Raw genomic sequence first — 25,458 nt, forward strand, 5'->3', positions numbered from 1 at the left:
CCTCAGACGCCCTCTCAGACGCCGAGCTGGTCGTTGAGGACCTTGATGATCGGCCAGGCGCCGTCGGACCAGTTCGAGATGACTGTGTAGGTGGTCGAGGACGAGGGCTTGTGCAGGCTGGCGAACGACACGCCCGCGTCGTACCCCTCCAGCCAGACACCGTCGCCTGTCGCGCGGAGGTGGAAACCGAGGCCGTAGCGCCTGGACTCTTCCGGCCAGTCGCTGTGCGGTCGCACCATCTCGGCGACGTGCTCCGGCGAGACGATGCGTCCGGCGAAGAGCGCGTCCCAGAAGGCGCTGAGGTCGGCGGCAGTCGAGTAGATGCCGCCGTCGCCGCTGCCGAGCACGGGGAGATGGAACACGTTCGTTCGGAGGCCGTCGACGGAGAGGTAGCCCAGGGCGGCGCGGCCCGGGAGTTCGTCGGAGCGCAAGAACTCGGTGTCGACCATGCCTGCCGGTTCGCAGACGAGCGTGCGTACCAGCTGATGGAAGTCGATGCCGCTCGCCCGTTCGGCCAGCAGGGCGAGGACGACGTACCCGCCGTTGTTGTAGACGAACCGCTCGCCGGCCGGGGACACGGTCTCGTGCCCGTCCAGCACCTGCAGGAACTGCTCGGTCGTCGCGAGCTCGTGTACCGGGATCGGCATCACGTAGTCGGTGATGTCGCCTTCCTCGGGGAAGTAGTCGCCGATCCCGGAGCGGTGGGCGAGCAGATGCTCGATCGTCACGTCGTCGGCGATCAGGGGCAGGTCCTTGCCGAGCAGTGAACGGGCTGTCGTGCCGAGCTCGAACGTCCCGATTTCGATCAGTCTCATCACGGACAGCGCCGTCAGGCTCTTGGTCCCGCTCGCGGTCGCGAACTGGGTCTCGACCGTGTTGAGGATCCGATGCGCCCGGTCGGCGTACCCGTAGGCCGCGCAGAACTCCGTCGCGCCGGCCCGATCGACACGAACCACACCGGAGAACCCGGTGCGCTCAACCGCCCCCTCCACCACATCCCGCACGGCGCTGAAGCTATCAGTTGCGGTGGGCGATGACCCGGGTCAGGCCGAGGGTTCGACCGCCATCGGTGTGGAGCATGCGGGCTTCTTCGCGTCCCGGCGTACCGCCGTCTTCGTCGCAGGCTTCGTTCCACTGCAGCCAGTCCTGCCAGCTGTTGGGCAGCTGGTCGGCGACCTCGACGGTCACCAGGCCGGTCTTCTCCCAGTGCCGGCGCCACCAGTCGGGGCTGTGCCAGGCGCAGAAGTCCCATTTCCAGTACTCCGTGAGGTGTGGCGGCGGAAGCACCTCGTACTCGTCGACCGGACCGGGCTGAACGATGCCGATCCGGCCGCCGGGCTTGACGAACCGTGAGAAGTAGCCGATGTACAGGTCGTCGGTTCCGAAGTAGTGGTAGGCGCCGATGCTGACCGCCGCATCGAAGAACCCCTCCGCGAACGGCAGCGCATGCGCCTCGGAGTAGACCGGATGCACCCGTCCCTCCAGGCCCGCGTCGGCCACGTGCCGCAGGTTCTCCTCAGGCTTGACCCACAGATCGGTAGCCCACACCTCGACCCCGAACTCCTTCGCCAGAAAGATCGAACTCCGCGCAGTCCCACACCCCATGTCGAGCACCCGCATCCCGGGCTCGAGCGGCATCAACCCAACCAACGCCTCCGCCTGCCACACAGGATTAGGCCCCATAGACCCATCAACCATCCACCGAGCCGAATACCCCGCAGCCCGCGGGTACCGCTCGTTCCGCAACCGCACCTCAAGCTCAGCATCATCCATGCGACCGGAGTGTGCGCGACCACGGACACCGAGGCAATCCATTTACGGCGTGATGGTCAGCTCCAACGACGCCAGCAGCCAGCGGTCGCGCTCGGTGTGCAGCGAGACAGCCAACCCCCACGGGCCTGGCGGAACGGCGTACCCCAGCTCAGGATCCACCGAGGCCGTACCGATCAGAACCGGGACACGACTGCTCTGCTGGGGTTGGATCGGAAACGTCACCCGCGGCGCCGGAAGTATCAGGCATCGGACGCCATCGACTACCTGTTCGCCACAGCGAGTCCACTCCAGCGACGCTGGCTGGTCGCCACCCTCACCAATACAACATCGACCTCAAAGAACTCTTGCCTGGCTGACCAGCGAATTTGGCTGGTTTGCCAGGGAAATGGGGGGTTCTACACCGTGGAAGTGGGCGTGGAACCCCTGCATTGGTGGGCTAGCCAGGGAAATGCGGAGGGGACGGGCGCGGTCTGGGTGCCTGGTGCGGCTACGTCGGTGTCAGGGTGTTGAGGACGGTTGCCAGAGTTTGGGGGTCGCGGCGGGCGATGTTGTGGCCTACTGGGATGTCGTGCACCTGCCAGGCCGGGTCCTTGCGTAGGCGTTCGGTCAGGTCCAGGAAGGGGCTGCCGGACCATTCGCCGCCGCTGATGTACGTCCGGCCAAGCGCCGGCCACGTGTTGCCCTCCAGGCTGATCGACTGCACGAAGCTCGCGAGCGGGTGCGGCCGCGCACGAGGGTCGAGCCCTTCAGGTACGGCGACCCACCGGCCGTCGGCGCTCGCGCCGGAGAGGAACAACTCGCGGAACGTGTCGCTCGTCAACGTCCAGCACGAGTCACCGTCGTCCGGAACATAAGCATCGATGAACACCAACTGATCAAGCCGATCCCCGAGCCGATCCGCGACCCCCGCGATCACCAGGCCCGCATAGCTGTGCCCGCACAACGCCAACTGTCCGTCAGCGTTCCGCTCGACGATGTCCGCGACCTGGTCGATGTGTACGTCGAGATTCGCCGGCCGCTCCGCATCCGCCGGCCCGTCCGACTCCAACCCGGCCAACGTCACGGCCTCGACCTGATGCCCCAGCCGGCGCAGCTCATCCGCCACCGAGTCGAAAACCCACCCACCCTGCCACCCACCCGGCACCATCACGAACTTCACCGCGTCATCCTAGGCCGACCCGCGCAACCAGTAGCTCGCGTGGGGAGGACCGCGCTAGAACGGGAGTTTGGGTTGGGGTGGGGCGTGGGTGGGGTCTACGCCGTCGAAGAGGCTGCTGACGGATTCGCCGTCGTGGATTCGGTTGATGGCTTCGGCGAAGAGGCCGGCTACCGAGGTGACTTGGAGGTCGGGGAAGCCGGTGGGGCGGGGGACGGTGTCGGTGCTGATGACTTCGGAGATGGAGGGGTGTGATCGCAGGCGGTCGACGGCGGGGCCGGCGAACAGGCCGTGGGTGCAGGCGACGGCGGCGGAGGTGCAGCCGCGGTCCTTCAGGCGGTCCAGGAGTTCGATGATGGAGCCGCCGGTCGCGATCTCGTCGTCGAGCACGATGGCTCGCTTGCCGGAGACGTCGCCGACGATGGTGTCGATGACCACGCGGTCGTCGGCGAGCCGTTGCTTGCTGCCGGCCGCGACCGGGAGGCCGAGCAGCCGGGCGAACTGTGTCGCGGTCTTCGCGTTGCCGAGGTCGGGGCTGACGACAACGGTGTCGGACAGGTCACGGCCGCGGAAGTGGTCGGCGAGGATGCCGATCGCGGTCAGGTGGTCGACCGGGACCGAGAAGAAGCCGTGGACCTGCGGCGCGTGCAGCGACATCGTCAGCACCCGGTTGGCGCCGGCCGTGGTCAGCATGTCGGCGACGAGCCGGCCGCCGATCGAGATCCGGGACGCGTCCTTCTTGTCGGAGCGTGCGTACGCGTAGTGCGGGATGACCGCGGTGATCTGCTGCGCCGACGCGCCGCGGGCGGCGTCGATCATCAGCAGCAGCTCCATCAGATGATCCTGCGTCGGCGGTACGAGCGGTTGCACGATGTACACGTCTCGTTGCCGGCAGTTCGCCTGCAGTTGGACCTGCAGGCAATCGTTGCTGAAACGATGGATCTCGACCGGAGAAAGCGGTACGCCGAGATCCTTACAGATCTGCTCCGCCAACTCGGTGTGGGCACTTCCGCTGAACACGACGATCTCTCGCACGGCTCTCCCCGAACGCTGCGACCCCGACAGCTGCACCCTATCTCGCCCGGTCGAACGCTCGCGCGCGCGGCTGGGGACGACCGGTCATCCGGCGATGATTCGAGCCAGAGTTGCGGCCGCGCTGTGACAATCGGCGGCCGACGCGTCCAGGTGCGTGACGATCCGGAGCTGCGTGGCCCCGACACCGCCGACGAGTACGCCGGCGTCGCGCGCCTCGGCCACCACCTCGGGAACGGTGCGACCGGTGCCCGCGAGATCGACGACGACGATGTTCGTCTCCACCTGGTCGGGCTTCACCGAGCCAGGCGCCGCATCTGCCAGAACCTCGGCAACAACACGCGCGTTCGCGTGGTCCTCGGCCAGCCGCTCGACGTTGTGTTCCACGGCGTACAGACCGGCCGCAGCCAGTACGCCGGCCTGCCGCCAGCCGCCGCCGAGTCGCTTCCGCCAAACGCGCGCCTCGCGGATCAGCTCGGCCGACCCGACGAGTACCGAACCGACCGGCGCGCCAAGGCCCTTCGAGAGGCACACGCTCGCGGCGGCAGCCCGCGAGGCGTACGACGCGACCGTGCGACCGGTGGCGACCGCCGCGTTCCACAGCCGGGCGCCGTCCAGGTGGAGCGGGAGACCGCGGGCGTCGAGCTCGTCGGCGAGGGTATCGAACAGGTGCTGAACCGCGCCGCCGCCGAAGTTGTGGGTGTTCTCGACGGAAACCGCCGACGTCTGCACGAAGTACGGACCCAGGTCAGGGGCGATCAGCGTCCGGATCTGCTCCAGGTCGATCTGCCCCGACGGCGCGCTCCACGTCCGCGTGGTGACACCGCCGGACACCGCGTGCGAGCCGAGCTCCGCGCGCACGATGTGCGCCGAAGCCTCGCACAGGACCTCGCCGCCGCGCGGGACCAGCGCCCGTACGCCGAGGACGTTCGCGAGCGATCCCGTGACCGTGAACAACCCGGCCTCGTGCCCGAGCAGGCCGGCGACCCGCTCCTCCAGGGCGTTGACGGTCGGATCCTCGCCGTACACGTCGTCACCCAGCGGGGCCGACGTCATCGCGGCCAGCATCTCCGCCGACGGACGCGTGACCGTGTCCGACCGCAGATCGATCACGCCGGTCGCCGAACTCGTCCCGAGACTCATCCCGAGGTCCCTCTCAGCTCTGCGCGCCGCGCAGGCGCTCGGCGACGAGGAACGCCAGCTCGAGCGACTGGTGGCGGTTCAGGCGCGGGTCGCAGGCGGTCTCGTACCGGTTCACGAGGTCCTCCGCGACCAGTTCCTCACCGCCGCCGAGGCATTCGGTGACGTCGTCGCCGGTCAGCTCCATGTGGACGCCGCCCGGCCAGGTCCCGACCTGCTCGTGGGCGTCGAAGAAGCCCTGGACCTCGTCCATCACGTCGTCGAAGTTGCGGGTCTTGTACCCGTTCGGCGTCTCGAACGTGTTCCCGTGCATCGGGTCGCACACCCACGCGATCGGCGAGCCGTGGTCACGCACGGCCTCCAGCAGCGGCGGCAGCGCCGTCCGGATCTTGCCCGCGCCCATCCGGGTGATGAACGTGAGCCGGCCCTCGATGCCCTTCGGGTTCAGCTTGTCGATCAGCGCCCGGATGTACTCCGGGGTCGTGGTCGGGCCGATCTTCACGCCGAGCGGGTTCGACAGCGAGGCGAGGAACTCGACGTGCGCGCCGTCCAGCTGCCGGGTCCGCTCCCCCACCCAGAGCAGGTGGCCGGAGACGTCGTACGGCTGCTCGGTCCGCGAGTCGATCCGGGTCAGGGCGTGCTCGTACTCGAGGATGAGCGCCTCGTGCGACGCGTAGAAGTCGACGGTCCGGAACTCGTCCGAGGTGGCGCCGCAGGCCCGCATGAAGGCGAGCGCCCGCTCGATCTCCGACGCCAGCTGCTCGTAGCGCATACCGACCGGCGACGACTTCACGAAGTCCGTGTTCCAGGCGTGCACCTGGTGCAGGTCGGCGTACCCGCCGGTGGTGAACGCGCGGGTCAGGTTCAGCGTCGCGGCCGCCGCGTTGTAGACGCCGCGCAGGCGCTGCGGGTCCGGGATCCGCGACTCAGGGGTGAACTCGAAGCCGTTCACGGCGTCACCGCGGTACGACGGGAGCGTCACGCCCTCGCGCGTCTCCTCGCCGGACGAGCGCGGCTTGGCGTACTGCCCGGCGATCCGGCCGATCTTCACGACCGGCACGCTGGCGGCGTACTGCAGGACGACGGACATCTGCAGCAGCACCCGCAGCTTGGCCCGGATGTTCTCCGCGGTCACGCCCGCGAACGTCTCCGCGCAGTCGCCGCCCTGGAGGATGAACGCCTCACCGCGGGCGACCGCACCGATCTTCGTGGTCAGGTCGTCGCACTCACCGGCGAACACCAGCGGCGGCAGCGTCCGGAGCTCCGCGATCACCTGCTCCAGGACACCATGGTCCGGCCACTCCGGCTGCTGCAGCGGCTTCAGCCCCCGCAGTTCGTCCAGCGTGGGAACTCCGGGGACCTGACCCGCCGTCAACGTCGCAAATTGCATGCCCTCAGCCTAGTTGACCCCCTTCGAACCTCGTGTGCGTGTCTCAGGTGAGTGAGCTGGGGTCCTGGGGGACGTCAACGGCGTGGGTGCGGAGAGCGTCCAGGGGGATGGCTTCGAGGGCGCGGACGTGCGTTGAGGCGAGTACGACGGGGGCCGGGACGCCGTCGCGGTACGACTGGAGCCAGCGCGCCGCGACGACGCACCAGCGGTCGCCCGGGTTCAGGCCGGGGAACTGCCACTCGGGGCGCGGGGTGATCAGGTCGTTCCCGATCGAGGCCTGGTGGGCCAGGAACTCGGCCGTCATCACCGCGCAGACGGTGTGGTTGCCGAGGTCCTCGGGCCCGCTCGTGCAGCAGCCGTCACGGTAGAACCCGGTCACCGGATCGGTACCGCACTCCTCGAGCGGCTCACCGAGCACGTTCAGGTCGTTGTCCATGACTGCATCCTCGCCGTACGGCGAGCGGAAAGCGGTCAGCTGGCCCTCAGCTGGCCTTGGTGTCGCCGAGCCGGACGTGCTCGTCGATCGACTCGCCCGCCTTGAGCAGCTCCTTGGCCTTGTCGGCGTACATGTCGACGTACTCCTGACCGGACAGGTCCATCAGGGCGTACATGATCTCGTCGGTGACGGAGCGCAGGACGAAGCGGTCACGCTCCATGCCCTCGTACCGGGAGAAGTCCAGCGGCTCGCCGAACGCGACGCCCGGGCGGACCAGGCGCGGCAGCAGCCGGCCCTTCTCGCGGTAGAACAGGGTCGGCTTCATCCGGCCTGCGGGCTGCAGCTTGTGGGTGTCGATCATCGCGACCGGGATCACCGGGACGCCGGCCACGATCGCCATCCGGGCGACGCCGGTCTTGCCCTTGTACAGCCGGCCGTCGGGCGAGCGGGTGCCTTCGGGGTAGATCCCGAACAGGCCGCCCTTCTCGAGGATCCCCAGGCCGGTGTTCAGCGCGGCCAGCGAGGCGCGGCCGCCGGAGCGGTCGATCGGGATCTGGCCCACGGACCGGAAGAACGTGGCCACCAGCTTTCCCTTGAGGCCGGGACCGGTGAAGTACTCCGATTTGGCCGGGAAGACGATCTGCCGCGGAATCGAGACCGGCAGGAAGATCGAGTCGCAGAACGCCAGGTGGTTGCTGACGAGCAGCGCCGGACCGTCGGTCGGCACGTGCTCGGCCCCGGTCACCTTGGGCCGGAACAGCAGCTTGACCAGTGGTGCGACCAAGAACCGTCTGAGGAACAGGTACAGCATCCGCCTCGACCTCCGTCACTCGCCCGACACTCACCAGCACTCACTGAGAGCCCACGTCACCATCGTCGGCCCGTACCCACTCCGGCACCAGTGCCCACCGGTGGCGGTCACGCGACAACTCCGGCGCGCCACCTTCCGGTGCGGACACTACGTTCCAGCTTCCCCCTCAGGCAATGTCACCGCCAGGAATGTGGGTGTTGCTCACCGTGTTGTCACCTGGATGCAGACTGGATGCAGCGCAGATGGGGCCCAGATGCGACGATTGTCACGCGCCGTCGAGAACGGTTTCGGGGCGCGTTTGTGAGGACCGTGAACGGCGAGGAGTCGAGCGTGCCAGTGCAAGCCCACGCGGAGGAGTTTCGCAGTCCCGGCACCGGGGAGAACGCCGCCGTCGGCGTACTGCTGAGCCACGGATTCACCGGCTCGCCGCGGTCGATGCGGCCGTTCGGAGAGCATCTGGCCGCCGAGGGGTACGGCGTCGCGGTGCCGCGGCTGCCCGGTCACGGGACCAGCTGGCAGGAGATGAACAAGACCGGCTGGCCGGAGTGGTACGCCGTACTCGACAACGAGCTCGAGCGGTTGCGCAAGGAGCACGACCGGGTGTTCCTGGTGGGTCTGTCGATGGGCGGCTGCCTGGTGCTGCGGCTCGCCGAGCAGCACGGAGCGGACATTTCCGGTCTGGTCCTGATCAATCCGTCGGTGCGCACCGACGACAAGCGGCTCGCGCTGCTGCCGGTGCTGGCCAAGCTGGTGCCGTCGTTCCCGGGCATCTCGAACGACATCAAGATGCCCGGCGTCGACGAGGGCGCGTACGACCGGATGCCGCTGCGGGCGCTGCAGTCGCTGTCGCAGCTGTGGAAGGTCACCCGGGACGATCTGGCGAAGGTCACGCAGCCGGTGCTGCTGTTCCGCAGTACTGTCGATCATGTGGTGGAGCCGAGTTCGGGGCGGACGGTGCTGTCCTCGATCTCGTCCCGCGACGTGACCGAGACCCTGCTCGAGGACAGCTATCACGTGGCAACCCTGGACAACGACGCCCCGCGGATCTTCGCGGACACGACCGCCTTCATCAGCCGGCTGAGCGGGACCAAGAGCGAGTACGGCGATGCGTGACAACGGGCTGACCGCGACGTCGTACACGTCGCTCGGGGGTATCGACCCGCTGGTCGCGGAGCCGGTGCTGGACGCGCTCAAGGCGGCCGGTATCGCGGCGTACTGCGAGAACCAGAGTGAGGCCCTGAGTGAGGCACTGACGCCCGACGAGGCCGAGGAACCGGTCCGGATTCCGGTCGGGTACGACGAGATCTTCGTCGACGCCGAGGCGGTGGAGCGGGCCCGTCCGGTGATCGACCGCAGTACCGAGGACGCCGAGTGGCAGTCGCTGGTGGAACAGTTCAACCAGCCGTCCGCGCCCGGGCACGACGGCGGCGACGAGCCGGTCGCACGCTGGCCGGCGAGCGAGGACGTCGACGACAAGTACGAGCCGCTGATCGACGTACCGGCCGGGCTCACCATCGAGGAGAAGAAGACCGAGGACGCGGAGCCGCCGGTCAAGAAGGCCGACGACGCGCACGACCACTACGTGCCGCCGGAGCCGCCGCGCGGTCCGCGGCTGGACTGGATCAGCCGGCTCGCCTGGCTCGGGCTGCTCGGCGGCCCGCTCCTGCTGATCCTGGCCGCGCTGCTCGACTTCGGCACCGGCCGGATCACGACGCTCGCGGTCACCGGGTTCATCGGCGGCTTCCTCACGCTGGTGTTCCGGATGAAGGACCGGCTGCCTCCGGGCGACGGCGGTGACGACGGGGCGGTCGTCTGACGTTCTGGGTTAGAGTGCGGATCGTCGGACAATCTGACGACATCACTCGTTTGGGAGGGCACCCGTGCAGGTCACCGAGACCGTCGAGATCACCGGCCACCTGATGGACTCCGGGTTGCTGTCCCGGGTGCTCGACGACATTCGCGGGTACGGCGGCGAGTACACGCTGGACAAGTTCGACCTCGGCTACGACAAGGACGACCCGTCCACGGTCCGGATGACGGTCGGCGCGGAGGACGAGGAGTCGCTGCAGCGGCTGCTGATGCGGATCCAGACCAAGGGCGCGAACCTGGTCGACCCCGGGACACCGGAGATCACCGAGGTGACCCAGGACGGGGTGTTCCCGGACGGCTTCTACTCGACCACCAACCTGCCGACGAACGTCCGGCTCGGCGGGCACTGGGTGGAGGTCCGCAACCCGGAGATGGACTGCGGGCTGCTGGTCGAGGGAGACACCGTGCGGACCATCCCGATGTCGGAGGTCCGCGCCGGCATGCGGATCATCACCAGCGCGCAGGGCGTCCGGGTGATCCCGCCGATCACCGAGGCGACCGAGGGCGGGTTCGGCTTCATGGAGTCGGATGTGTCGAGCGAGAAGCCGCAGCGAGTGCTGGTCCGGCAGGTCGCCGACGGCATGCGTGAGGCGAAGGCGAACGGGCAGAAGGTGCTCTGGGTCGGCGGGCCGGGCATCGTCCACACCGGAGCCGCGCCGGCCATGGTCGCGCTGGTCGAGGCCGGCTTCGTCGATGTGCTGTTCGCCGGGAACGCGCTGGCCACGCACGACATCGAGTCGTCGCTGTACGGTACGTCGCTCGGCGTCGACCTGGACCGCGGCCGCGGAGTGGAGCACGGCCACGAGCACCACATCCGCGCCATCAACACGATCCGCAAGGCCGGCTCGATCGCGGCGGCCGTCGAGCAGGGCGTGCTGACGTCGGGAGTGATGCACGCGCTGGTGAAGAACGGGAACCGGTTCGTGCTGGTCGGGTCGGTGCGGGACGACGGTCCGCTGCCGGACGTCTACACCGACGTCCTCGAGGGCCAGCGCGCGATGCGGGCCGAACTGCCCGACGTCGGCTTCTGCCTGATGGCGGCGACCATGCTCCATTCCGTTGCCACCGGCAACATCTTGCCGGCTTCCATCCCGCTGACCTGCGTCGACATCAACCCGGCCACCGTCACCAAGCTGGCCGACCGCGGATCGTCGCACGCCCGCGGCATCGTCACCGACGTCGGCCTGTTCGTCGAGCACCTGGCCCGGGAGCTGTCCCCGTCGTACGCCGACCGCAAGTGACCCTGTTCGCGTAGAGGCTGGTCTCATGAACCAGGACTTCGAATCGTTTCTGCGACGCTTCGAGGAGGCCAACACCGCGTTCGTCAACGGCGATCCGTCGTTGTGGTTGCCGTTGGTGTCGCACAGTGAGCAGACCTCGATCTTCGGCGGGTTCGGCGGGCAGGAGGTCGGCTGGTCCGAGATCGGGCCGCGGTACGGGTGGGCGTCCTCGCAGTTCGTCCCGAGCGGCGCGAAGATCGAGTTCGAGTACCTCGTCAAGCACGTCGGCGCGGACACGGCGTACACGGTCGCGATCGAACGCGGCACCGTCCGGCACGTCACCCAGCCGGACCCGGTGCCGCACCTGCTCCGGACGACGATGGTGTTCCGGGCCGAGGACGGCGCCTGGAAAATCGCGCACCGGCACGCCGACCCACTCAACCCCACCTCAGCGCCATCGGGTCCGTGACGTAACCCGGCCCACAGCGGACGGGACGGCATTGGGTGTTGGATGACCCCATGACCGAACTCGTGCATCTGGAGGTGGCCGACGGTGTGGCCACTGTCACCTTGGACTCGCCGCACAACAAGAACGCGCTGTCGCAGCAGCTGACCGGTGAGTTGCTGGCGCGGCTCGAGACCGCGGGTGCGGACGACGCGGTGCGGGCGATCGTGGTTCGGTCGGCGCTGGACGTGTTCTGCTCCGGGGCCGATCTGTCCGAGGCCACGACCGTCGGCATGGGCGTCGGCGCGCAGCGGATGGTCGACGTCCAGCGGGCGATCGTGGCGAACCCGAAGCCGGTCGTCGCCCGGGTGGCCGGCCCGGTGCGCGCGGGCGGGATCGGGATCGTGGCGGCCGCCGACCTCAGCGTCGCCGGGGAGAGCGCGACGTTCGCGCTCACCGAGGTCCGGCTGGGACTCGCGGCGGCGACGATCTCGCTGACGGTCCTCCCCCGGCTGACGGACCGCGCGGCGGCGTACACGTTCCTGACCGGCAACGCCTTCGACGCCCTCGAGGCGGCCCGCCTCGGCCTGCTCACCCTCACGGTCCCAGACCCCGACCTGGACGCCGCCGTCGACACGGTCCTCACGTCACTCCTCAAGGGCGCACCCCAGGGCCTCCGCGAAACCAAGAAGCTCCTCAACCGCACCCTCCTCGCCGACATAGATGCCCGCGGCCAAGACCTCGCCGAACTCTCAGCCGGCCTCTTCAGCTCCCCCGCCGCCCAGGAAGCCATGCGCGCCTTCCTCAACCGCAAGAAGAACTAATCCACTTGCCGACCTGCGGCACCGCTGCTGGACTGCCGGTATGCGGCAGATCTCCGAAGCGCAGCTGACGCAGTTCCGGACCCAGGGGTACCTCGTCGTACCCGGCGTACTCACCGACGGTCAGATCGCCACCACCCGTCGACTCGTGGCGGAGATGCTCGAACACCGACCGCCGGAAGGCGTCGGCGCGCACTTCCTGTGGCCCGCGCTCGACGACACACACCCGCTGCTGGCGTTGTATCGCGCAGCGCGGATCGCGGAGCTGGCCGCCCAGTTGGTACGGCCGGAACTGAAGCTACTGGAGCCTGACCAGGCCCAGGTCGCGACGACGATTCCGCCGTGGCCGCACCGACCCGGCGGACCGCACGTCGACGGGATCACGCCAGGCCTCGAGGACGGCACGCCGGGGACGTTCACGATGCTCGCCGGACTATGGCTGACATCCCAGGAGGAGCTGAACCGGGGCAATCTCTATATCTGGCCGGGGACACATCTTCGGTTCGGCGCCTACCTGGCCGAACGTGGCGCCGACGCGCTGACCCGGGTCGACGAGATGAACCCGGGTCCGTACCCCGACGTCCCGCTCGGCGATCCTGTCCAGGCCACCGGTGCGGCGGGCAGCGTGCTCTTCGCGCACTATCTCCTCGCGCACAACATCGGCGGTCACTCCGGCAGCGCGAACGACGGACGCCGCGAGACCCTCTACTACCGCCTCCGCACCGAGACTCACCGCGCCCGCTGGCGCGAAGCCGTCACCACTCCCCTTCTCGAATTCAGGACCTGAGCGGCTCTGCTGTCGTCGGCCGGGGGACCTGTCAGTCCGCAAGCCAGCCATCTTGTGCAGGTCGACAGTACGTATACGTCCACTGCCCGGCATTCCAGCTGGCCGCCAGGCGTGCGGTCACGGGTAGTAGACGTATACGTACTGTCCAGCTGCAGCTCCCGGCCCGGCACGGCCCAACCACACAATCGACGTTGTGCATGAGATCCGTATGTCGGACGCCTGTTGGTGCGGATCTGGTGCACAAAGTGGAGCGACCAGGTGGGACTGGGTCAGGAGCTGAGTTCGATCAGCATCGGGAGGTGGTCGGAGGCGGCGGCGAGGTCTTCCGAGGACGCGGGGGTCGGGAGGATGCGGCCCTGGAGGGGTGGTGTCAGGTGGGCGCCGTCGATGCGTTTGTGGGGGTTGGTGGAGCTGAAGGTGGGGCCTGCGTCGGCGCCTAGGTCGGTCAGGCCTTCCTCGGTCAGGCGTTTCCAGACGGGGCCGTCGGGTTCCTCGTTCAGGTCGCCGGTGAGGAGGTACGGCGTGCCGAAGGTGCGGCAGCGCTTCAGGATCTGTTCGAGTTCGAACTGACGGCCGAGGATGTGCAGGCCGAGGTGACAGCAGACGACGGTGACCGGTGCCGTGCCGACGAGGACCTGGCCGCCGACGGCTCCGCCGGGCAGCTGGGTGGCGACGAAGTTCAGGCGCCGGCGGATGAACGGGCGCCGGATCCGCCAGTGCAGCGGTTCGATCAGCTCGATGCCGTCGGCAACGAGGATGGCGTTGCGGGCGGACGCCGCGACGTACCGCAGCCCGAAGGAGGCCGCCATCGCCCGGCGCTTGCGTCGCGTGCCCCACCACGTCGGCGCCTCCTGGACGAGCATCACGTCCGGCGCGCACGCCTTCACGACCCGAGCGAGCGCCGTACGGTCGTCTCCCCAGCGGTGAACGTTGTACGACAGCACCCGCAGGGCGCCGTCACTCATGCGTCAGGGTCGCCGTTCAGGTCGGCGTGGTGCAGGTCAGGGTCGGCGCGCATTCCGGTACGCCGTCCCGCGGTCTTCCGGGCCGCCCGCTCCAGACGGGTCGACCGTCCACGCGCCGCGGCCGTCTTCGCGGTCACGGCCGTGGTCTTCACCCGGACCCGGCGCAGCCACGTCGCCTCTTCGCGCGCCAGGTCGGCCGCACCGACCATGCCCGCGTCCGGCCCGAGCACCGCGCGGACGATCCGCGCCTCCGGGCGGAACCCGCGACCGGTCAGGGTCCGCTTGAACGCCTCGCGCGCGGGAGCCAGCAGCAGCTCACCCGCGTCGGACACGCCGCCGCCGATCACGAACGTGCCCGGATCCAGCGCGGCAGCCAGGTTCGCGAGGCCGATGCCGAGCCAGCGGCCGACGTCCTCGAGCAGCTCGACCGCGACCGGGTCGCCGTCCTTGGCCAGCGCTGTCACCATCGGGCCGTTGATCTTGCGCGGATCGCCCTCGGCCGCCCGCAGCAGGTTGTGCGCGACCGGCGAGCCGGACAGCGCGAGCTCCCGGGCCTCCCGGGTGAGTGCGTTGCCGGAGGCGTACTGCTCCCAGCAGCCGCGGTTCCCGCACTCGCAGCGGTGACCGCCCGGCACGACCTGCATGTGCCCGAACTCGCCCGCGATCCCGAACTTCCCGCGCTGCAACGCGCCGTCGTTCAGGATCGCGCCGCCGATGCCGGTGCCGAGGGTGACGCACACGAGATGGCTCTCGCCCTGGCCGCCGCCGAACCGCCACTCGGACCAGGCGGCCGCGTTGGCGTCGTTCTCGACCACGACCGGCAGGCCGAGCCGGCGCTCGACCGCGTCCCGCAGCGGCTCGTGCCGCCAGGCGAGATGTGGCGCGAACAGCACCGACGACCGGGTGCCGTCGACGAACCCGGCGGCGCCGATGCCGACCGCGATCACGTCGTGCCGCGACTCCAGGTCGTGGACGATCTCCGCGATCGCGTCCTCGGTCTCCTTGGGGTCGGTCGTCGGCGTGTCCCGCCGTACCCGGTCCAGGATGTTGGCCTGCGGGTCGACCACCCCGGCGGCGACCTTGGTCCCGCCGATGTCGATCCCGATCGTCAAAGCCTGCGTCAAAGCCAAGGTTCGACCTTCCTCGCGACCCCCGGTGGACTGCCCCCAGTATCCCAGGTCAGGACAATCATCGGGACACGGCCGGGCGGCGGGCCAGGTCGGCGGCGCCGATCAGGCCGGCGTCGTTGCCCAGCTCGGCGAGCGTGAACGGCGCGTGCGGGCGGTTGGCCTTGGCGGGCAGCACCTTCTCGAACGCCTGGACGGCGGACTTCATGATCAGGTCCTTCGCCGCGCTCACACCGCCGCCGATCACGACCAGTGTCGGGTCGAAGATCGTCGCCAGGCTGGCCACTCCTTCGCCCAGCCAGCGGCCCAGGTCGTCGAGCAGCTCGACCGCGCACGGGTCGCCCTGCACCGCCGCGTCGGTGATCATCGGGCCGGTCAGCTCGGCCGCGTCGGTGATCCCGCAGACGCTCAGCATCTGCACCGCCGCCAGCGACCCCGACTCGGCCTGCGCCCGGCCCTCACGGACGAGCGCCTTCCCGGAGGCGTACTGCTCGAAGCAGCCACGAGATCCGCAACCACACCGATGCCCACCGGGTACGACGCGCATGTGGCCGAGCTCGGCCGCGACACCGTGGGCGCCGCGGAGCAGCTCGCCGTCGATCACCACGCCGCCGCCGATCCCGGTGCCGACCGTGATGCAGACCATGTGCTCGACGTCCTTGGCCGCGCCGAACGCGAACTCGCCCCAGGCCGCCGCGTTCGCGTCGTTCTCGACCACGACCGGGATCTTCAGCTCCTTCGCGACCCGCGCGCCGAGCGGCTCGTCCCGCCAGGCCAGGTTCGGCGCGAACAGCACCGTCGACCGGTCCGAGGAGACGAAGCCGGCCGCGCCGATCCCGACCGCTTCCACGGCGTGGTTCGCGATCAGTTCGGCGGCCGCGTCGCAGATCGCCGCCGCGGTGGCGTCGACCGAGTCGGCCGGGGTGTCGCGATGCGTCCGCGCGATGATCGCGCCGTGCTCGTCGACCACACCGGCCGCGATCTTCGTACCGCCGACGTCGATGCCGATCGTCAGTCCCATGGTTCGGGGTCCTCACTCACGTCGATCCGGTCCACCCGGGACCGGGCCGGTTCCTGGGCCGGTTCTTGGGCCGGTTCCTCCTCCGGTCGCGAGGACCGCGACGCTGCGTCCTCCCGCGTCTGCCGGGCCGCGTCCGCGGCGGCCTCCAGCAGAGATCTCACTGAGCCGAGCACGTGCGCGGCCGCCGTCGACAGCTGCTCGATCGTCTCCGGGCTGGTGCTCCGCACCCGGTGGATCAGCTGACAGACCGGGCACCAGACACAGTCTGGCCCCAACTTGTGCTCATCGGCAGGCTCATCGACAGTCTGATGGGCAGCAGTCTCCTCGGCAGGAGGCGCGTCATGAGCAGCGTTCTGCAGTACGGCGAACAGCTTGGCGGCCTCTTCTGCGACCGAACCGATGGGTTCCTTGCTCACCTGGCGGCCTCGCGACGGGTGAGCTGTTCGAGGTACTCCGCCGTCAGGCCCTGCGCCAGCTCCTGTGCCGACTCCAGCGGGCCTGATCCGCTCGGCACCTCGGGCGCAACCGGCCGCGCGGTCTCCCGTGGCGAGAACCGCACCTGCAACCGGCCTTCGTCCAGCCGTGCGCCCGCGACCACGCCCCGCGCCAGGGCGGCAGGCAGCGGCAGCACCCGGCGGTACGACCCGACGGTGATGATCAGTTCGTCCCCGTGCCGCGCGAGCTCGAGCTCGTCGGCGGATGCCAACGGCAACGGCATCGTCAGCGTGTACGTCCGCCCGTCGGTGTCGATGTGCCGATCCACCCACAGCGACGTGTCGTCGGTGGCGCGCGCGAACGGGTCGTCCCCGCCGTACATCTCGACCGCGAACGCGGCCAGCTCCTCGACGCCGACCGGCTCACAGACGCGGTACGGCGACTCCCAGATCGGCAACGGCCGGAACGAGTCCGCGACCTCCTCGAGGATCCCCCGCTGCGCGGCGACCCACTGCCGGCGCCACGTGTCGGCCCCGGCCGCCGGGAACACCCGGTTCGCCACGACGCCGTCCACGCGGTACCCGTACAGAGAAAGCCTGGTCAGCGACCGCCGGGCCTCGGCGACCACGACGGCCTCCGGCGTCAGCACCAGCCGCACCGAGGCGTCCGGGCCGGCCAGCAGCGAGCGGATGTCGGACAGGTCGGCCTGCAGCCGGCGCAGCGCGTCGAAGACGTTGTCGTCCGGCATCGGAAGCGTCGACCCGCTGAGGAACGGCCGGAACGTGCGCATCATCTTCCGCTCGGCGTTGAAGATGCGGTCCAGGTACCAGTTCAGCGCCTCGGGCAGCCCGAGCAGCCGGAGCGTCTCCGCGGTCGGCGCGCAGTCGACGACGATCACGTCCCAGCGCCCCGACCGGACGTGGTCGCGTACCTCGAGCAACGCCAGGACCTCCGCGGCCCCGGGCAGCACGGTCAGCTCCTCGGCCTCGATCGGGTCGACGCCGACCATGTGCAGCACCGACCGCAGGTACGACTGGATGTCACCCCAGGACCGCTCGAACTTGCGCTGCGCGTCGATCTGCTGAACGAACAGCAGGTCGTCGATCTCGGTCGGCTCCGGGCCGACCTCGGAGTCGAACGCGTCCGACAGCGAGTGCGCGGCGTCCGTCGACAGCACCAGCGTCCGCAGCCCGCGCAGGGCCGCGAGCGTGGCCGTCCCGGCAGCGGAGGTCGTCTTGCCTACGCCACCTTTACCTGTGTACAGCAGTACCCGAGTCACTGGATCAGGACTCGACGCGCTTCTTGAGGCCCTTGAGGGCCGTGTCGATGATGACCTTCTCGGCCTTGCGCTTGAGCATCCCGATCATCGGGATCGCCACGTCCACGGCCAGCCGGTACGTCACCTCGGTCCCTTCTGGGCCCAGGTCCTTGAGGACATAGGCGCCGTCCATCCCCTTCACCATCTTCGCCTCGACCAGCGTCCAGGTCACCTCGTTGCGGGACCAGACGTAGGCCAACGTGTACTCGTCCGAGATCGCGCCGGCGTCCACCTTGAACCGCACCTTGTTCGGCCGCCCGGCCTCGTCGGTGGACAGCACCTCGGTCTCCCGCATCGAGTCGGCCCATTCCGGGTACGCCGCGAAGTCCGCGATCACCGCCATGATCTCTTTGGGGGTCGCGTTCACCTGGATGGTCGAGGTGGTCTGTTCCGCCATCGATTCACCTCTTCGCTTGCCTGGGCCGGGTGCTGCGGGACCGCTGGACCCCCCGATGGATCCGCGTCCTCCCCGGAGACTATCGCGGGATCGGATCCGGCACGGCGTTCGCCCGCCGCGCGGCCCTGTTCGATCTCGTCCTTGAACGCCCACAACCGCTCCCGGTACGCCGCGACGTACCGCTCCTTCAAGCGCTCGACCGCGCGGCCGCGGACCGGTTTCGCGGGGTCGGCCCGCAGGTACCAGTGCACGACGACCCCGTCCCGGACCGCTTCCAGCCACCATTCCGCCGTACCGATCGCGGCGCCGGTGACGGACCACCGGACCCCCTCGAGGCCGCGGCGCTCGGACGGCGTCAGCGTGAGGTCCGGCCACCATTCATGCCACAGGGTGTCCGAACCGAGCCGCTCGGCGACGTAGGCTGGATGAGCAACGACCAGGTCGTCGCAACTGATGTCGAGCAATGGCATAGCTAGAACCTAGTTCCGTGGGTCACATAAACCTGGCTACTTGTGGGTAGGTGACTGTAGCGTGCGCCGGAAGTCGACAATTCGTGACCGACTGAGGAGACGACGCGGATGCGTGAGTACACCGTTCCTGCTGTGACAGACCCGGCCACCGGGAGCCTGAGCGACCCGGTGTGGGCGAACGCGTCCTCTCATCCTGACACCGCCGTGTTCAGCCGCCGCACCGGCGCGAGCTGGACCGACGTGACGGCTGCCGAGTTCGCGCAGCAGGTGACGGCGGTCGCCAAGGGCCTGATCGCGGCCGGGGTGAAGCACGGTGAGCGGGTCGCCCTGCTCAGCCCGACGCGGTACGAGTGGACCCTGGTCGACTACGCGATCTGGTCCATCGGCGCGGTCACCGTGCCGATCTACGAGACCTCCTCGACGTCGCAGATCCAGTGGATCCTGACCGACTCCGAGGCGGTCGTCGCCGTCGTCGAGAACGCCACCCACGGCGCGGTCGTCGAGTCCTCCCGGGCCGAGGCGCCAGCGCTGCAGGAGGTCTGGCAGATCGAGGCCGGCGCCGTCGACCAGCTCACGGCGCTCGGCCAGGACGTCACCGACGCCGAGTTCGACAAGCGCCGCTCCGCGGTCTCGTCCTCGGACCTCGCGACCCTGATCTACACCTCCGGTACGACGGGACGCCCGAAGGGCTGCAAGATCAGCCACGCGAACTTCCTCGACGAACTCGGTCCCGCGGTGAAGATCCTCGACGACCTGTTCGACACCACCGGTGCGAGCACGTTGCTGTTCCTGCCGCTCGCGCACGTGTTCGCCCGGATCATCCAGGTCGGCTGCGTGATGAAGATGGTCAAGGTCGGGCACAGCGCCGACGTGAAGAACCTGGTCGAGGACCTCGGCGCGTTCAAGCCGACGTTCATCCTGAGCGTGCCGCGGGTGTTCGAGAAGGTGTTCAACTCGGCCAGCCAGAAGGCGCACGCCGACGGCAAGGGCAAGATCTTCGACGCCGCCGCGGAGACCGCGATCGCGTACTCGCAGGCGCAGGACAAGGGCGGCGCGTCGTTCGGGCTGAAGGCCAAGCACCTGCTGTTCGACCGGCTCGTCTTCGGCAAGCTGCGGGCGGTGCTCGGCGGCCAGGTGCAGTACGCCGTCTCCGGCGGCGCACCCCTCGGCGACAAGCTCGGTCACTTCTTCCGCGGGATCGGCGTACCGGTCCTGGAGGGGTACGGCCTGACCGAGACCACCGCCGCGGTGTCGGTGAACCTGCCCGACGACATCCGCATCGGCACCGTGGGCCGGCCGCTTCCTGGTGTGACGGTCGGTGTCGCGGACGACGGCGAACTGCTCTTCAAGGGCGGCCAGGTGATGCAGGGCTACTGGAAGAACGACGAGGCGACCGCGAACGCGATCGACGCCGACGGCTGGTTCCACACCGGCGACCTGGGCGAGTTCGACGTCGACGGGTTCATCAAGATCACCGGCCGGAAGAAGGAGATCCTGGTGACGGCCGGCGGGAAGAACGTCGCCCCGACGATGCTCGAGGACCAAATCCGGCTGCACCCGCTGGTCAGTCAGTGCATGGTCGTCGGCGACGGCAAACCGTTCATCGCGGCACTGATCACCATCGACCCGGAAAACATCGTCCCGTGGGCCACCACCCGCGACAAGCCGACCGACGTCGCGAAGCTGACCCAGGACGCCGACCTGATCGCCGAAATCCAGAAGGCCGTCGACGAGGCCAACGCCACGGTCTCCCACGCCGAGGCCATCAAAAAGTTCTCCATCCTCCCCACCGACTGGACCCAAGAGACCGGCGAACTCTCCCTGAAACTCTCCCTCCGCCGCCACATAGTCATGGAAAAACACGGCGACGACGTAGAGGCCCTCTACACGAAGTAGACGGAATGGCGGGGCCGGGTTGGGGAGGATTTTCTGCCCGATTCGGCACGTAATCCTCCCCAACCCGGCCGAAGCCTCCTCAGGTGAGGGCTGCCAGGGCTTGGTTCATTGTGGTGGTGAATTCTTCTGGGGTTAGCGGTAGGCGGGATTTGACGTCGCGGCTCCATTGGTCGGCCAGGACCTCGGCGGAGCCGGCCTCGACACCGTCGAGGGCTGCGTCGGCCAGGTCGGGCGGGGCGATCTTGGCTACGGGCCAACCGGCGGCCATGTCGGTGTCGGCGAGGCCGAGGTGTACTGCTGTCACGAGCGTGCCCTGCTCGGCGAGTTCCAGGCGTACGCCGTTGGTCATGGCCCAGGCCGCCGCCTTGGTCACGTGGTAGGCGTTGGCGCCCTTGCCCCCGAACCATGACATCGCGGACAGGACGTTGACGATCGCGCCCCCGCCGTTCCTGGCGAGCGCCGGCGCGAACTCCCGGATCATCCCCAAGTGCCCGAACATGTTCGTCTCCAGCTCACGCCGTACCGCGTCCAGCGACCCGCTCACCAGGTCGGTCCCCGTCTGAATCCCCGCGTTGTTGACGAGAAGCGAGACATCCGGAGCAGCCTCGGCCGCGGCCCTCACGGATACGGGATCGGTGATGTCGAGGGGCAGTACGTCGACCCCGGGCAGGTCCACCGTCTCGGGCCGGCGAGCCGTCGCGTAGACCTTGCGGGCGCCCCGTTCGAGCAGACGCTGAGCGAAGGCGCGCCCCAGCCCGCGGTTGGCTCCGGTGACCAGGGCAACTGAGTTGTTGATGTCCATGCCCGTACGCTAAAACCTGACGTTGACGTCAGAGGCAAGTCCCGGGACGAGAGGAATCACCGTGGCCGAGCGCCTGATCCGCATCGGTGAGGTCGCACGGGGCGCCGGAGTCTCGGTACGCGCCGTCCGCTACTACGAACAGCAGGGCCTGCTCATCGCGGAACGAAGTCCGTCCGGCCAGCGCCTCTACCGCCAGGATGCCGTCGACCGAATCCGCTTCTTCCAGCAGATGTTCGCCGCCGGCCTGACCAGCCGAAGAATCACGGAACTCCTCCCCTGCTGGGACTCCGGCCACACCGACGCCAACCAACGAGCCATGCTCCGCGCCGAACGCGACCGCGTCCAGGCCAAGGTCAACGACCTGCAAGCAGCCCTCGACCGCCTGGACGAGGTCATAGCAATCACAGACACCCACCTGTAGGCGGGCAGGGTGGTAGTCCCGGGATCAGCCGATTGGGTGATGTTGGGATGAGCTTGTTGGGCGATGTGGGGGCGGGGGCCGGTCGGCGAAGGTCGTTGTATGAACAGTGCTTCTCCGATTGTTGAGGTTTCCGGGCTGCGGAAGGTGTATGGCGGGCGGGTTGTGGTCGACGATGTGTCGTTCGGTGTCGACGAGGGGGAGATCTTCGGGATCCTCGGGCCGAACGGGGCCGGTAAGACGACGACCGTCGAATGCGTGGAAGGCCTACGTATCCTGGATGGTGGGCGGGTGCGGGTCGCCGGGCTCGATCCGGTCGCCGACCATGCGGCCGTCACGCAAGTGCTCGGCGCGCAACTGCAGGAGAGTGAACTGCAGGCCAAGCTCACGGTCCGCGAAGCCCTCGAGCTGTACGCCGCCTTGTACCCGAACCCGGCCGACTGGCGCCCACTCGCCGAACGGCTAGGCCTGACGGGCCGGCTGAACACCAGGTTCGGTGTCCTCAGTGGTGGCCAGAAGCAACGACTGTTCATCGCGCTCGCACTGATCGGCAACCCGCGCGTCGTCGTACTGGACGAGCTGACCACCGGTCTCGACCCGCGCGCCCGGCGCGACACCTGGGAGGTCGTCGAGGACGTCCGCGCCCGCGGCGTCACCGTCCTGCTGGTCACGCACTTCATGGAGGAAGCGCAGCGGCTGTGCGACCGGATCGCCGTGATCGACCAGGGCCGGATCACCGCGCTCGACACCCCGCAGGGACTGATCAGTGCGTCGGCCGGATCGACCGTCATCTCGTTCACGCCGTCGGCGCCGCTCGACAACGACGAACTGGCGGCGTTGCCGGCGCTCGCGTCCGTGGAACTCAAGGATGGCCGGCTCACCTTAGGCGGGTCCGACGAGACCGTGACAGCGCTGCTGTCGCTGCTCGCCCGGCGCCGCATCACCGCCCACCAGCTCCGCGTCACCGACGCCACCCTCGACGACGCCTTCCTCGACCTCACGGGAGCCACCAAATGAGCGCGATCGCTGTCCCAGTACGTCGTACTTCGCCGAGAACCGCCGTACTGCGGGCCGAGGCGCGGCTGTTCCGCCGGGAGGCCGGCACCCTGTTCTGGACACTCGGCTTCCCGCCGCTGCTGCTGGTGATCCTTGGGTCGATCAAGAGCTTCCGGAAGTTCGACCCGGGGCTCGGGATGCGGGTCATCGACGTGTACGTGCCGACCCTGGTCCTGGTCGCGCTGATCGTGACCGGCCTGCAGGCGATGCCGCCGGTGATCACCGGCTATCGCGAACGCGGCATCCTGCGCCGGATGTCCTTGACCCCGGTCCGGCCGTCCGCGCTGCTGACCGCGCAGATGGGACTGAACGGCGCCGCGGGAGTGCTGTCGGCGCTGGTGTGCCTAGCGATCGGACGGCTGGCCTTCGACGTCCAGCTGCCCAAGCAGGCACTCGGCTACACACTGGCGTTCCTGCTCACGGTCACGGCCGCGCTCGCCCTCGGCGCCCTGATCTCGGCGCTCGCTCCGACCGCACGGCTCGCGACCGGCGTCGGCATGGTGGTGTTCTTCCCGAGCCTGTTCTCCGCGGGCCTGTGGGCTCCCGTGCAGTCGATGCCGCACACGCTGCGGGAGATCGTCGTGCTTCTGCCGTTCGGTGCGGCCTCCCAGGCGCTTCAGCAGGCCGCGGCCGGACACTGGCCGGCGTGGTCCCACCTCGGCGTACTGGCCGCGTGGGCGGTTGTCCTGTCGGTGGCCGCCGCGCGCTGGTTCCGGTGGGAGTAGCAGGTCGGTGCAGACTGAACAGGTGACGACGGGTGACTTGGAGCAGCGCGAGGCGATGTTTCGCCGCTGGGCGCCGTACTTCCTGCTCGGCCTGAGCAGTTTCCTCGCGCTCGCGACCGCCGGCCTGGGCATGCCGGCGGACCGTCTCCGGATCATTGCCTTCGCGCTGGTCGCGGCCGCTCTCGTCCTGGAGCTGTCGTGGAGCTGGATCGGGCGCAAGTACCCCGACCCGGGTGCGCTGCCGGTCGCGTACTTCGTGATGCGCTGGGCGCTCGGGTTCGCGCTCGTGCTGCTGAACGGCTTCTTCGCGTTCTACGCCGCGACGGGGTACTACGACGCCGACGAGCGCATCCCCGGGCGGCGCGCTCGACGGGTCGCCTTGTTCGCGTGCTCCGTCCCGGTCTCGGCCGCGCAGGCCAGCGGCATCCCAGTGGACGACGGGGCACGCTGGCTGGTGTTCGGCGGCCTGCTGATCGCGAACAACGTGCTGCTGACCATCGTGAAGCACTTCGCGGAGCAGCAAGAGGCGCGGTCGCAGGCCCGGGCCGCGACCATCACCGAGCTCGAACAGGCGCACGAGGAGAACGCCGCGTTGCAGGCGCAACTCCTGGTGCAGGCGAGGGAAGCGGGGATCGCGGACGAACGGCGCCGGCTGGCCGCGGAGATCCACGACACCATCGCGCAGGGGCTGACCGGCATCATCGCGCAACTGCAGGTCGTCTCCAACGCGTCGGATCCGGCGACCGTCAAGGAGCACGTCGGCCGCGCGACCGACCTGGCCCGGCACAGCCTCGGCGAGGCGCGCCGCTCGGTGCAGAACCTGGCTCCGGCCGGTCTGTCGTACGACGGTCTCCCGGAGGCGCTGCGCAAGACCGTCGACCAGTGGTCCGAGCGGACCGGCGTACCCGCCGAGTTCACCCTGACCGGTACGGCGCAGCACCTGCACGGCGAGTTCTCGGCGACCGTCCTGCGGATCACGCAGGAGGCGCTGGCGAACGTGTCGAAACACGCCGCCGCGACCCGCGCCGGAGTGACGCTGAGCTTCATGGACGACGAGGTGACGGTGGACATTCGCGACGACGGCAAGGGTTTCGATCCGCTGGCGCTGTCCGCCCGGACCGGTACCGGCGGCTTCGGTCTCGACGGTATGCGTGCCCGCGCCGAACGCATCGCCGGCTCCCTGACCGTCGAGTCCGAGCCAGGGTTCGGTACGGCGGTGTCGGCTCGCATACCGTTGGTGCTCCATGGATGAGATCTCGTTGCTCCTCGTCGACGACCACCCGGTCGTCCGTAACGGCCTCCGCGGCATGTTCGAGTCGACGCCCGGGTTCACCGTGCTCGCGGAGGCGTCGAACGGCGTCGAGGCGGTCGAGCTCGCCGCGGACCTGGACCCGGACGTGATCCTGATGGACCTGCGGATGCCGGGCGGCGGCGGACTCGACGCGATCACCGAACTGACCCGCCGCGGCATCCGCTCGAAGGTGCTCGTCCTGACGACCTGGGACACCGACACCGACACGCTGCCGGCGATCGAGGCGGGCGCCACCGGCTACCTGCTCAAGGACGCGCCGCAGGACGAGTTGTTCAACGCCGTCCGCCAGGCCGCGGCCGGTCGTACGGTCCTCTCCCCCGCGGTCGCCTCGCGGCTGGTGTCGGCAGTCCGCTCGCCCGCACCAAGCCCGTTGGCCGCGCGCGAACGTCAGGTCCTGGAGCTGGTCGCGAAGGGTACGTCGAACCGCGACATCGCCCGCGAGCTGTTCATCAGCGAGGCCACCGTGAAGACGCATCTCAGCCACGTCTTCACCAAACTCGGCGTCACCGACCGTGCCGCAGCCGTTGCCAAGGGCTACGAGCAGGGCATTCTCGGGCGCGACTGACCGGCTCCGAGGTCTGGCCGGGCGTGGGTTCTGGGCTTAATCTCGGCTCAGGCAGGCGCCGCGGGGGTGCC

General features: G+C 69.1%; 29 protein-coding genes. 12 read left to right on the top strand and 17 right to left on the bottom strand.

Features of this window, described 5'->3' with window-relative positions:
* Positions 1-14: 14 nt before the first annotated feature.
* From E0H50_RS15545 to E0H50_RS15585, 9 genes are all read right to left on the bottom strand, one after another.
* Positions 15-1,004: a serine hydrolase domain-containing protein gene (locus tag E0H50_RS15545; RefSeq protein WP_202868167.1), complete on the bottom strand. Its 990-nt coding sequence runs from the start codon at positions 1,002-1,004 to the stop codon at positions 15-17.
* 13 nt (positions 1,005-1,017) lie between these two features.
* Positions 1,018-1,638 carry an SAM-dependent methyltransferase gene (locus E0H50_RS15550; RefSeq protein ID WP_238150983.1) on the bottom strand — a complete coding sequence of 207 codons (621 nt, stop codon included), beginning with the start codon at positions 1,636-1,638 and terminating at the stop codon, positions 1,018-1,020.
* A gap of 177 nt (positions 1,639-1,815) precedes the next feature.
* Complete coding sequence (locus tag E0H50_RS15555) at positions 1,816-1,995, bottom strand: hypothetical protein (RefSeq protein WP_131288785.1); 180 nt, start codon at positions 1,993-1,995, stop codon at positions 1,816-1,818.
* Positions 1,996-2,260: 265 nt separating this feature from the next.
* On the bottom strand, positions 2,261-2,932 hold the full coding sequence (locus E0H50_RS15560; protein WP_202868168.1) for an alpha/beta fold hydrolase: 672 nt from the start codon (positions 2,930-2,932) through the stop codon (positions 2,261-2,263).
* Between the two features lie 54 nt (positions 2,933-2,986).
* Positions 2,987-3,964 carry a ribose-phosphate diphosphokinase gene (locus E0H50_RS15565; RefSeq protein ID WP_131288787.1) on the bottom strand — a complete coding sequence of 326 codons (978 nt, stop codon included), beginning with the start codon at positions 3,962-3,964 and terminating at the stop codon, positions 2,987-2,989.
* 84 nt (positions 3,965-4,048) lie between these two features.
* Positions 4,049-5,104, bottom strand: a complete 1,056-nt coding sequence (locus tag E0H50_RS15570; protein ID WP_337590377.1) for a threonine aldolase family protein — start codon at positions 5,102-5,104, stop codon at positions 4,049-4,051.
* A 13-nt stretch (positions 5,105-5,117) separates the two neighbouring features.
* On the bottom strand, positions 5,118-6,491 hold the full coding sequence (locus E0H50_RS15575; RefSeq protein WP_238150984.1) for a class II 3-deoxy-7-phosphoheptulonate synthase: 1,374 nt from the start codon (positions 6,489-6,491) through the stop codon (positions 5,118-5,120).
* A gap of 43 nt (positions 6,492-6,534) precedes the next feature.
* Positions 6,535-6,927 carry a DUF2237 family protein gene (locus tag E0H50_RS15580; RefSeq protein WP_131288789.1) on the bottom strand — a complete coding sequence of 131 codons (393 nt, stop codon included), beginning with the start codon at positions 6,925-6,927 and terminating at the stop codon, positions 6,535-6,537.
* A gap of 46 nt (positions 6,928-6,973) precedes the next feature.
* Complete coding sequence (locus E0H50_RS15585) at positions 6,974-7,738, bottom strand: lysophospholipid acyltransferase family protein (RefSeq protein WP_131288791.1); 765 nt, start codon at positions 7,736-7,738, stop codon at positions 6,974-6,976.
* A gap of 330 nt (positions 7,739-8,068) precedes the next feature.
* Here E0H50_RS15585 and E0H50_RS15590 point away from each other — a divergent pair, with 330 nt between their 5' ends.
* The 6 genes from E0H50_RS15590 (at position 8,069) to E0H50_RS15615 (ending at position 12,880) form a co-directional block, all read left to right on the top strand.
* On the top strand, positions 8,069-8,851 hold the full coding sequence (locus tag E0H50_RS15590; RefSeq protein ID WP_238150985.1) for an alpha/beta hydrolase: 783 nt from the start codon (positions 8,069-8,071) through the stop codon (positions 8,849-8,851).
* Entirely contained in the window at positions 8,844-9,554 is a 711-nt protein-coding gene (locus tag E0H50_RS15595; protein ID WP_131288793.1) for a putative signal transducing protein, read from the top strand. Before E0H50_RS15590 ends, E0H50_RS15595 begins: the two co-directional genes overlap by 8 nt.
* A gap of 64 nt (positions 9,555-9,618) precedes the next feature.
* Positions 9,619-10,848 carry an ornithine cyclodeaminase, nickel-pincer nucleotide-dependent gene (locus E0H50_RS15600; RefSeq protein WP_131288795.1) on the top strand — a complete coding sequence of 410 codons (1,230 nt, stop codon included), beginning with the start codon at positions 9,619-9,621 and terminating at the stop codon, positions 10,846-10,848.
* Positions 10,849-10,873: 25 nt separating this feature from the next.
* Entirely contained in the window at positions 10,874-11,296 is a 423-nt protein-coding gene (locus E0H50_RS15605; protein WP_131288797.1) for a YybH family protein, read from the top strand.
* Positions 11,297-11,346: 50 nt separating this feature from the next.
* The gene (locus tag E0H50_RS15610; protein ID WP_131288799.1) at positions 11,347-12,096 is read left to right on the top strand and encodes an enoyl-CoA hydratase-related protein; all 750 of its coding nucleotides are present in this window, start codon (positions 11,347-11,349) and stop codon (positions 12,094-12,096) included.
* A gap of 40 nt (positions 12,097-12,136) precedes the next feature.
* On the top strand, positions 12,137-12,880 hold the full coding sequence (locus E0H50_RS15615) for a phytanoyl-CoA dioxygenase family protein (RefSeq protein WP_165547153.1): 744 nt from the start codon (positions 12,137-12,139) through the stop codon (positions 12,878-12,880).
* Between the two features lie 269 nt (positions 12,881-13,149).
* On the opposite strand, the gene E0H50_RS15620 is transcribed toward E0H50_RS15615, so the two are convergent.
* From E0H50_RS15620 to E0H50_RS15650, 7 genes are read right to left on the bottom strand one after another with little or no spacing between them, the layout of a single operon-like run.
* Positions 13,150-13,845, bottom strand: a complete 696-nt coding sequence (locus E0H50_RS15620) for an endonuclease/exonuclease/phosphatase family protein (RefSeq protein ID WP_131288803.1) — start codon at positions 13,843-13,845, stop codon at positions 13,150-13,152.
* Complete coding sequence (locus tag E0H50_RS15625) at positions 13,842-14,975, bottom strand: ROK family glucokinase (protein ID WP_131288805.1); 1,134 nt, start codon at positions 14,973-14,975, stop codon at positions 13,842-13,844. Before E0H50_RS15625 ends, E0H50_RS15620 begins: the two co-directional genes overlap by 4 nt.
* 58 nt (positions 14,976-15,033) lie before the next feature.
* Positions 15,034-15,993: an ROK family glucokinase gene (locus E0H50_RS15630; RefSeq protein ID WP_131288807.1), complete on the bottom strand. Its 960-nt coding sequence runs from the start codon at positions 15,991-15,993 to the stop codon at positions 15,034-15,036.
* Positions 15,984-16,409, bottom strand: a complete 426-nt coding sequence (locus E0H50_RS15635) for a hypothetical protein (protein ID WP_131288809.1) — start codon at positions 16,407-16,409, stop codon at positions 15,984-15,986. Before E0H50_RS15635 ends, E0H50_RS15630 begins: the two co-directional genes overlap by 10 nt.
* Positions 16,406-17,707 (bottom strand): ArsA family ATPase, encoded by a 1,302-nt coding sequence (locus tag E0H50_RS15640; RefSeq protein ID WP_131288818.1) that lies wholly within the window; start codon positions 17,705-17,707, stop codon positions 16,406-16,408. Before E0H50_RS15640 ends, E0H50_RS15635 begins: the two co-directional genes overlap by 4 nt.
* Before the next feature lie 4 nt (positions 17,708-17,711).
* A complete protein-coding gene (locus E0H50_RS15645) occupies positions 17,712-18,143 on the bottom strand; it encodes an SRPBCC family protein (protein WP_131288820.1) in 432 nt (143 codons plus the stop codon).
* Entirely contained in the window at positions 18,110-18,613 is a 504-nt protein-coding gene (locus tag E0H50_RS15650) for a polyketide cyclase / dehydrase and lipid transport (protein ID WP_131288822.1), read from the bottom strand. Before E0H50_RS15650 ends, E0H50_RS15645 begins: the two co-directional genes overlap by 34 nt.
* Before the next feature lie 108 nt (positions 18,614-18,721).
* On the opposite strand from E0H50_RS15650, the gene E0H50_RS15655 reads away from it, so the two are divergent.
* Positions 18,722-20,509 (top strand): AMP-dependent synthetase/ligase, encoded by a 1,788-nt coding sequence (locus E0H50_RS15655; protein ID WP_131288824.1) that lies wholly within the window; start codon positions 18,722-18,724, stop codon positions 20,507-20,509.
* A gap of 79 nt (positions 20,510-20,588) precedes the next feature.
* Here the strand turns inward: E0H50_RS15655 and E0H50_RS15660 are convergent, their stop codons facing one another.
* Complete coding sequence (locus tag E0H50_RS15660) at positions 20,589-21,311, bottom strand: SDR family oxidoreductase (protein ID WP_131288826.1); 723 nt, start codon at positions 21,309-21,311, stop codon at positions 20,589-20,591.
* A 61-nt stretch (positions 21,312-21,372) separates the two neighbouring features.
* Here E0H50_RS15660 and E0H50_RS15665 point away from each other — a divergent pair, with 61 nt between their 5' ends.
* The 5 genes from E0H50_RS15665 (at position 21,373) to E0H50_RS15685 (ending at position 25,387) form a co-directional block, all read left to right on the top strand.
* A complete protein-coding gene (locus E0H50_RS15665; protein ID WP_238150986.1) occupies positions 21,373-21,732 on the top strand; it encodes a MerR family transcriptional regulator in 360 nt (119 codons plus the stop codon).
* Between the two features lie 99 nt (positions 21,733-21,831).
* Positions 21,832-22,746, top strand: a complete 915-nt coding sequence (locus E0H50_RS15670; protein WP_131288828.1) for an ABC transporter ATP-binding protein — start codon at positions 21,832-21,834, stop codon at positions 22,744-22,746.
* A complete protein-coding gene (locus tag E0H50_RS15675; protein WP_131288830.1) occupies positions 22,743-23,510 on the top strand; it encodes an ABC transporter permease in 768 nt (255 codons plus the stop codon). Before E0H50_RS15670 ends, E0H50_RS15675 begins: the two co-directional genes overlap by 4 nt.
* Before the next feature lie 22 nt (positions 23,511-23,532).
* On the top strand, positions 23,533-24,762 hold the full coding sequence (locus E0H50_RS15680) for a sensor histidine kinase (protein ID WP_202868169.1): 1,230 nt from the start codon (positions 23,533-23,535) through the stop codon (positions 24,760-24,762).
* The gene (locus E0H50_RS15685; RefSeq protein WP_131288832.1) at positions 24,755-25,387 is read left to right on the top strand and encodes a response regulator; all 633 of its coding nucleotides are present in this window, start codon (positions 24,755-24,757) and stop codon (positions 25,385-25,387) included. The genes E0H50_RS15680 and E0H50_RS15685 overlap by 8 nt, the downstream gene beginning before the upstream one ends.
* Positions 25,388-25,458: the final 71 nt, after the last annotated feature.

Origin of the sequence: Kribbella sindirgiensis, assembly GCF_004331435.1 — a bacterium.
In the GTDB taxonomy this organism is placed as follows: domain Bacteria; phylum Actinomycetota; class Actinomycetes; order Propionibacteriales; family Kribbellaceae; genus Kribbella; species Kribbella sindirgiensis.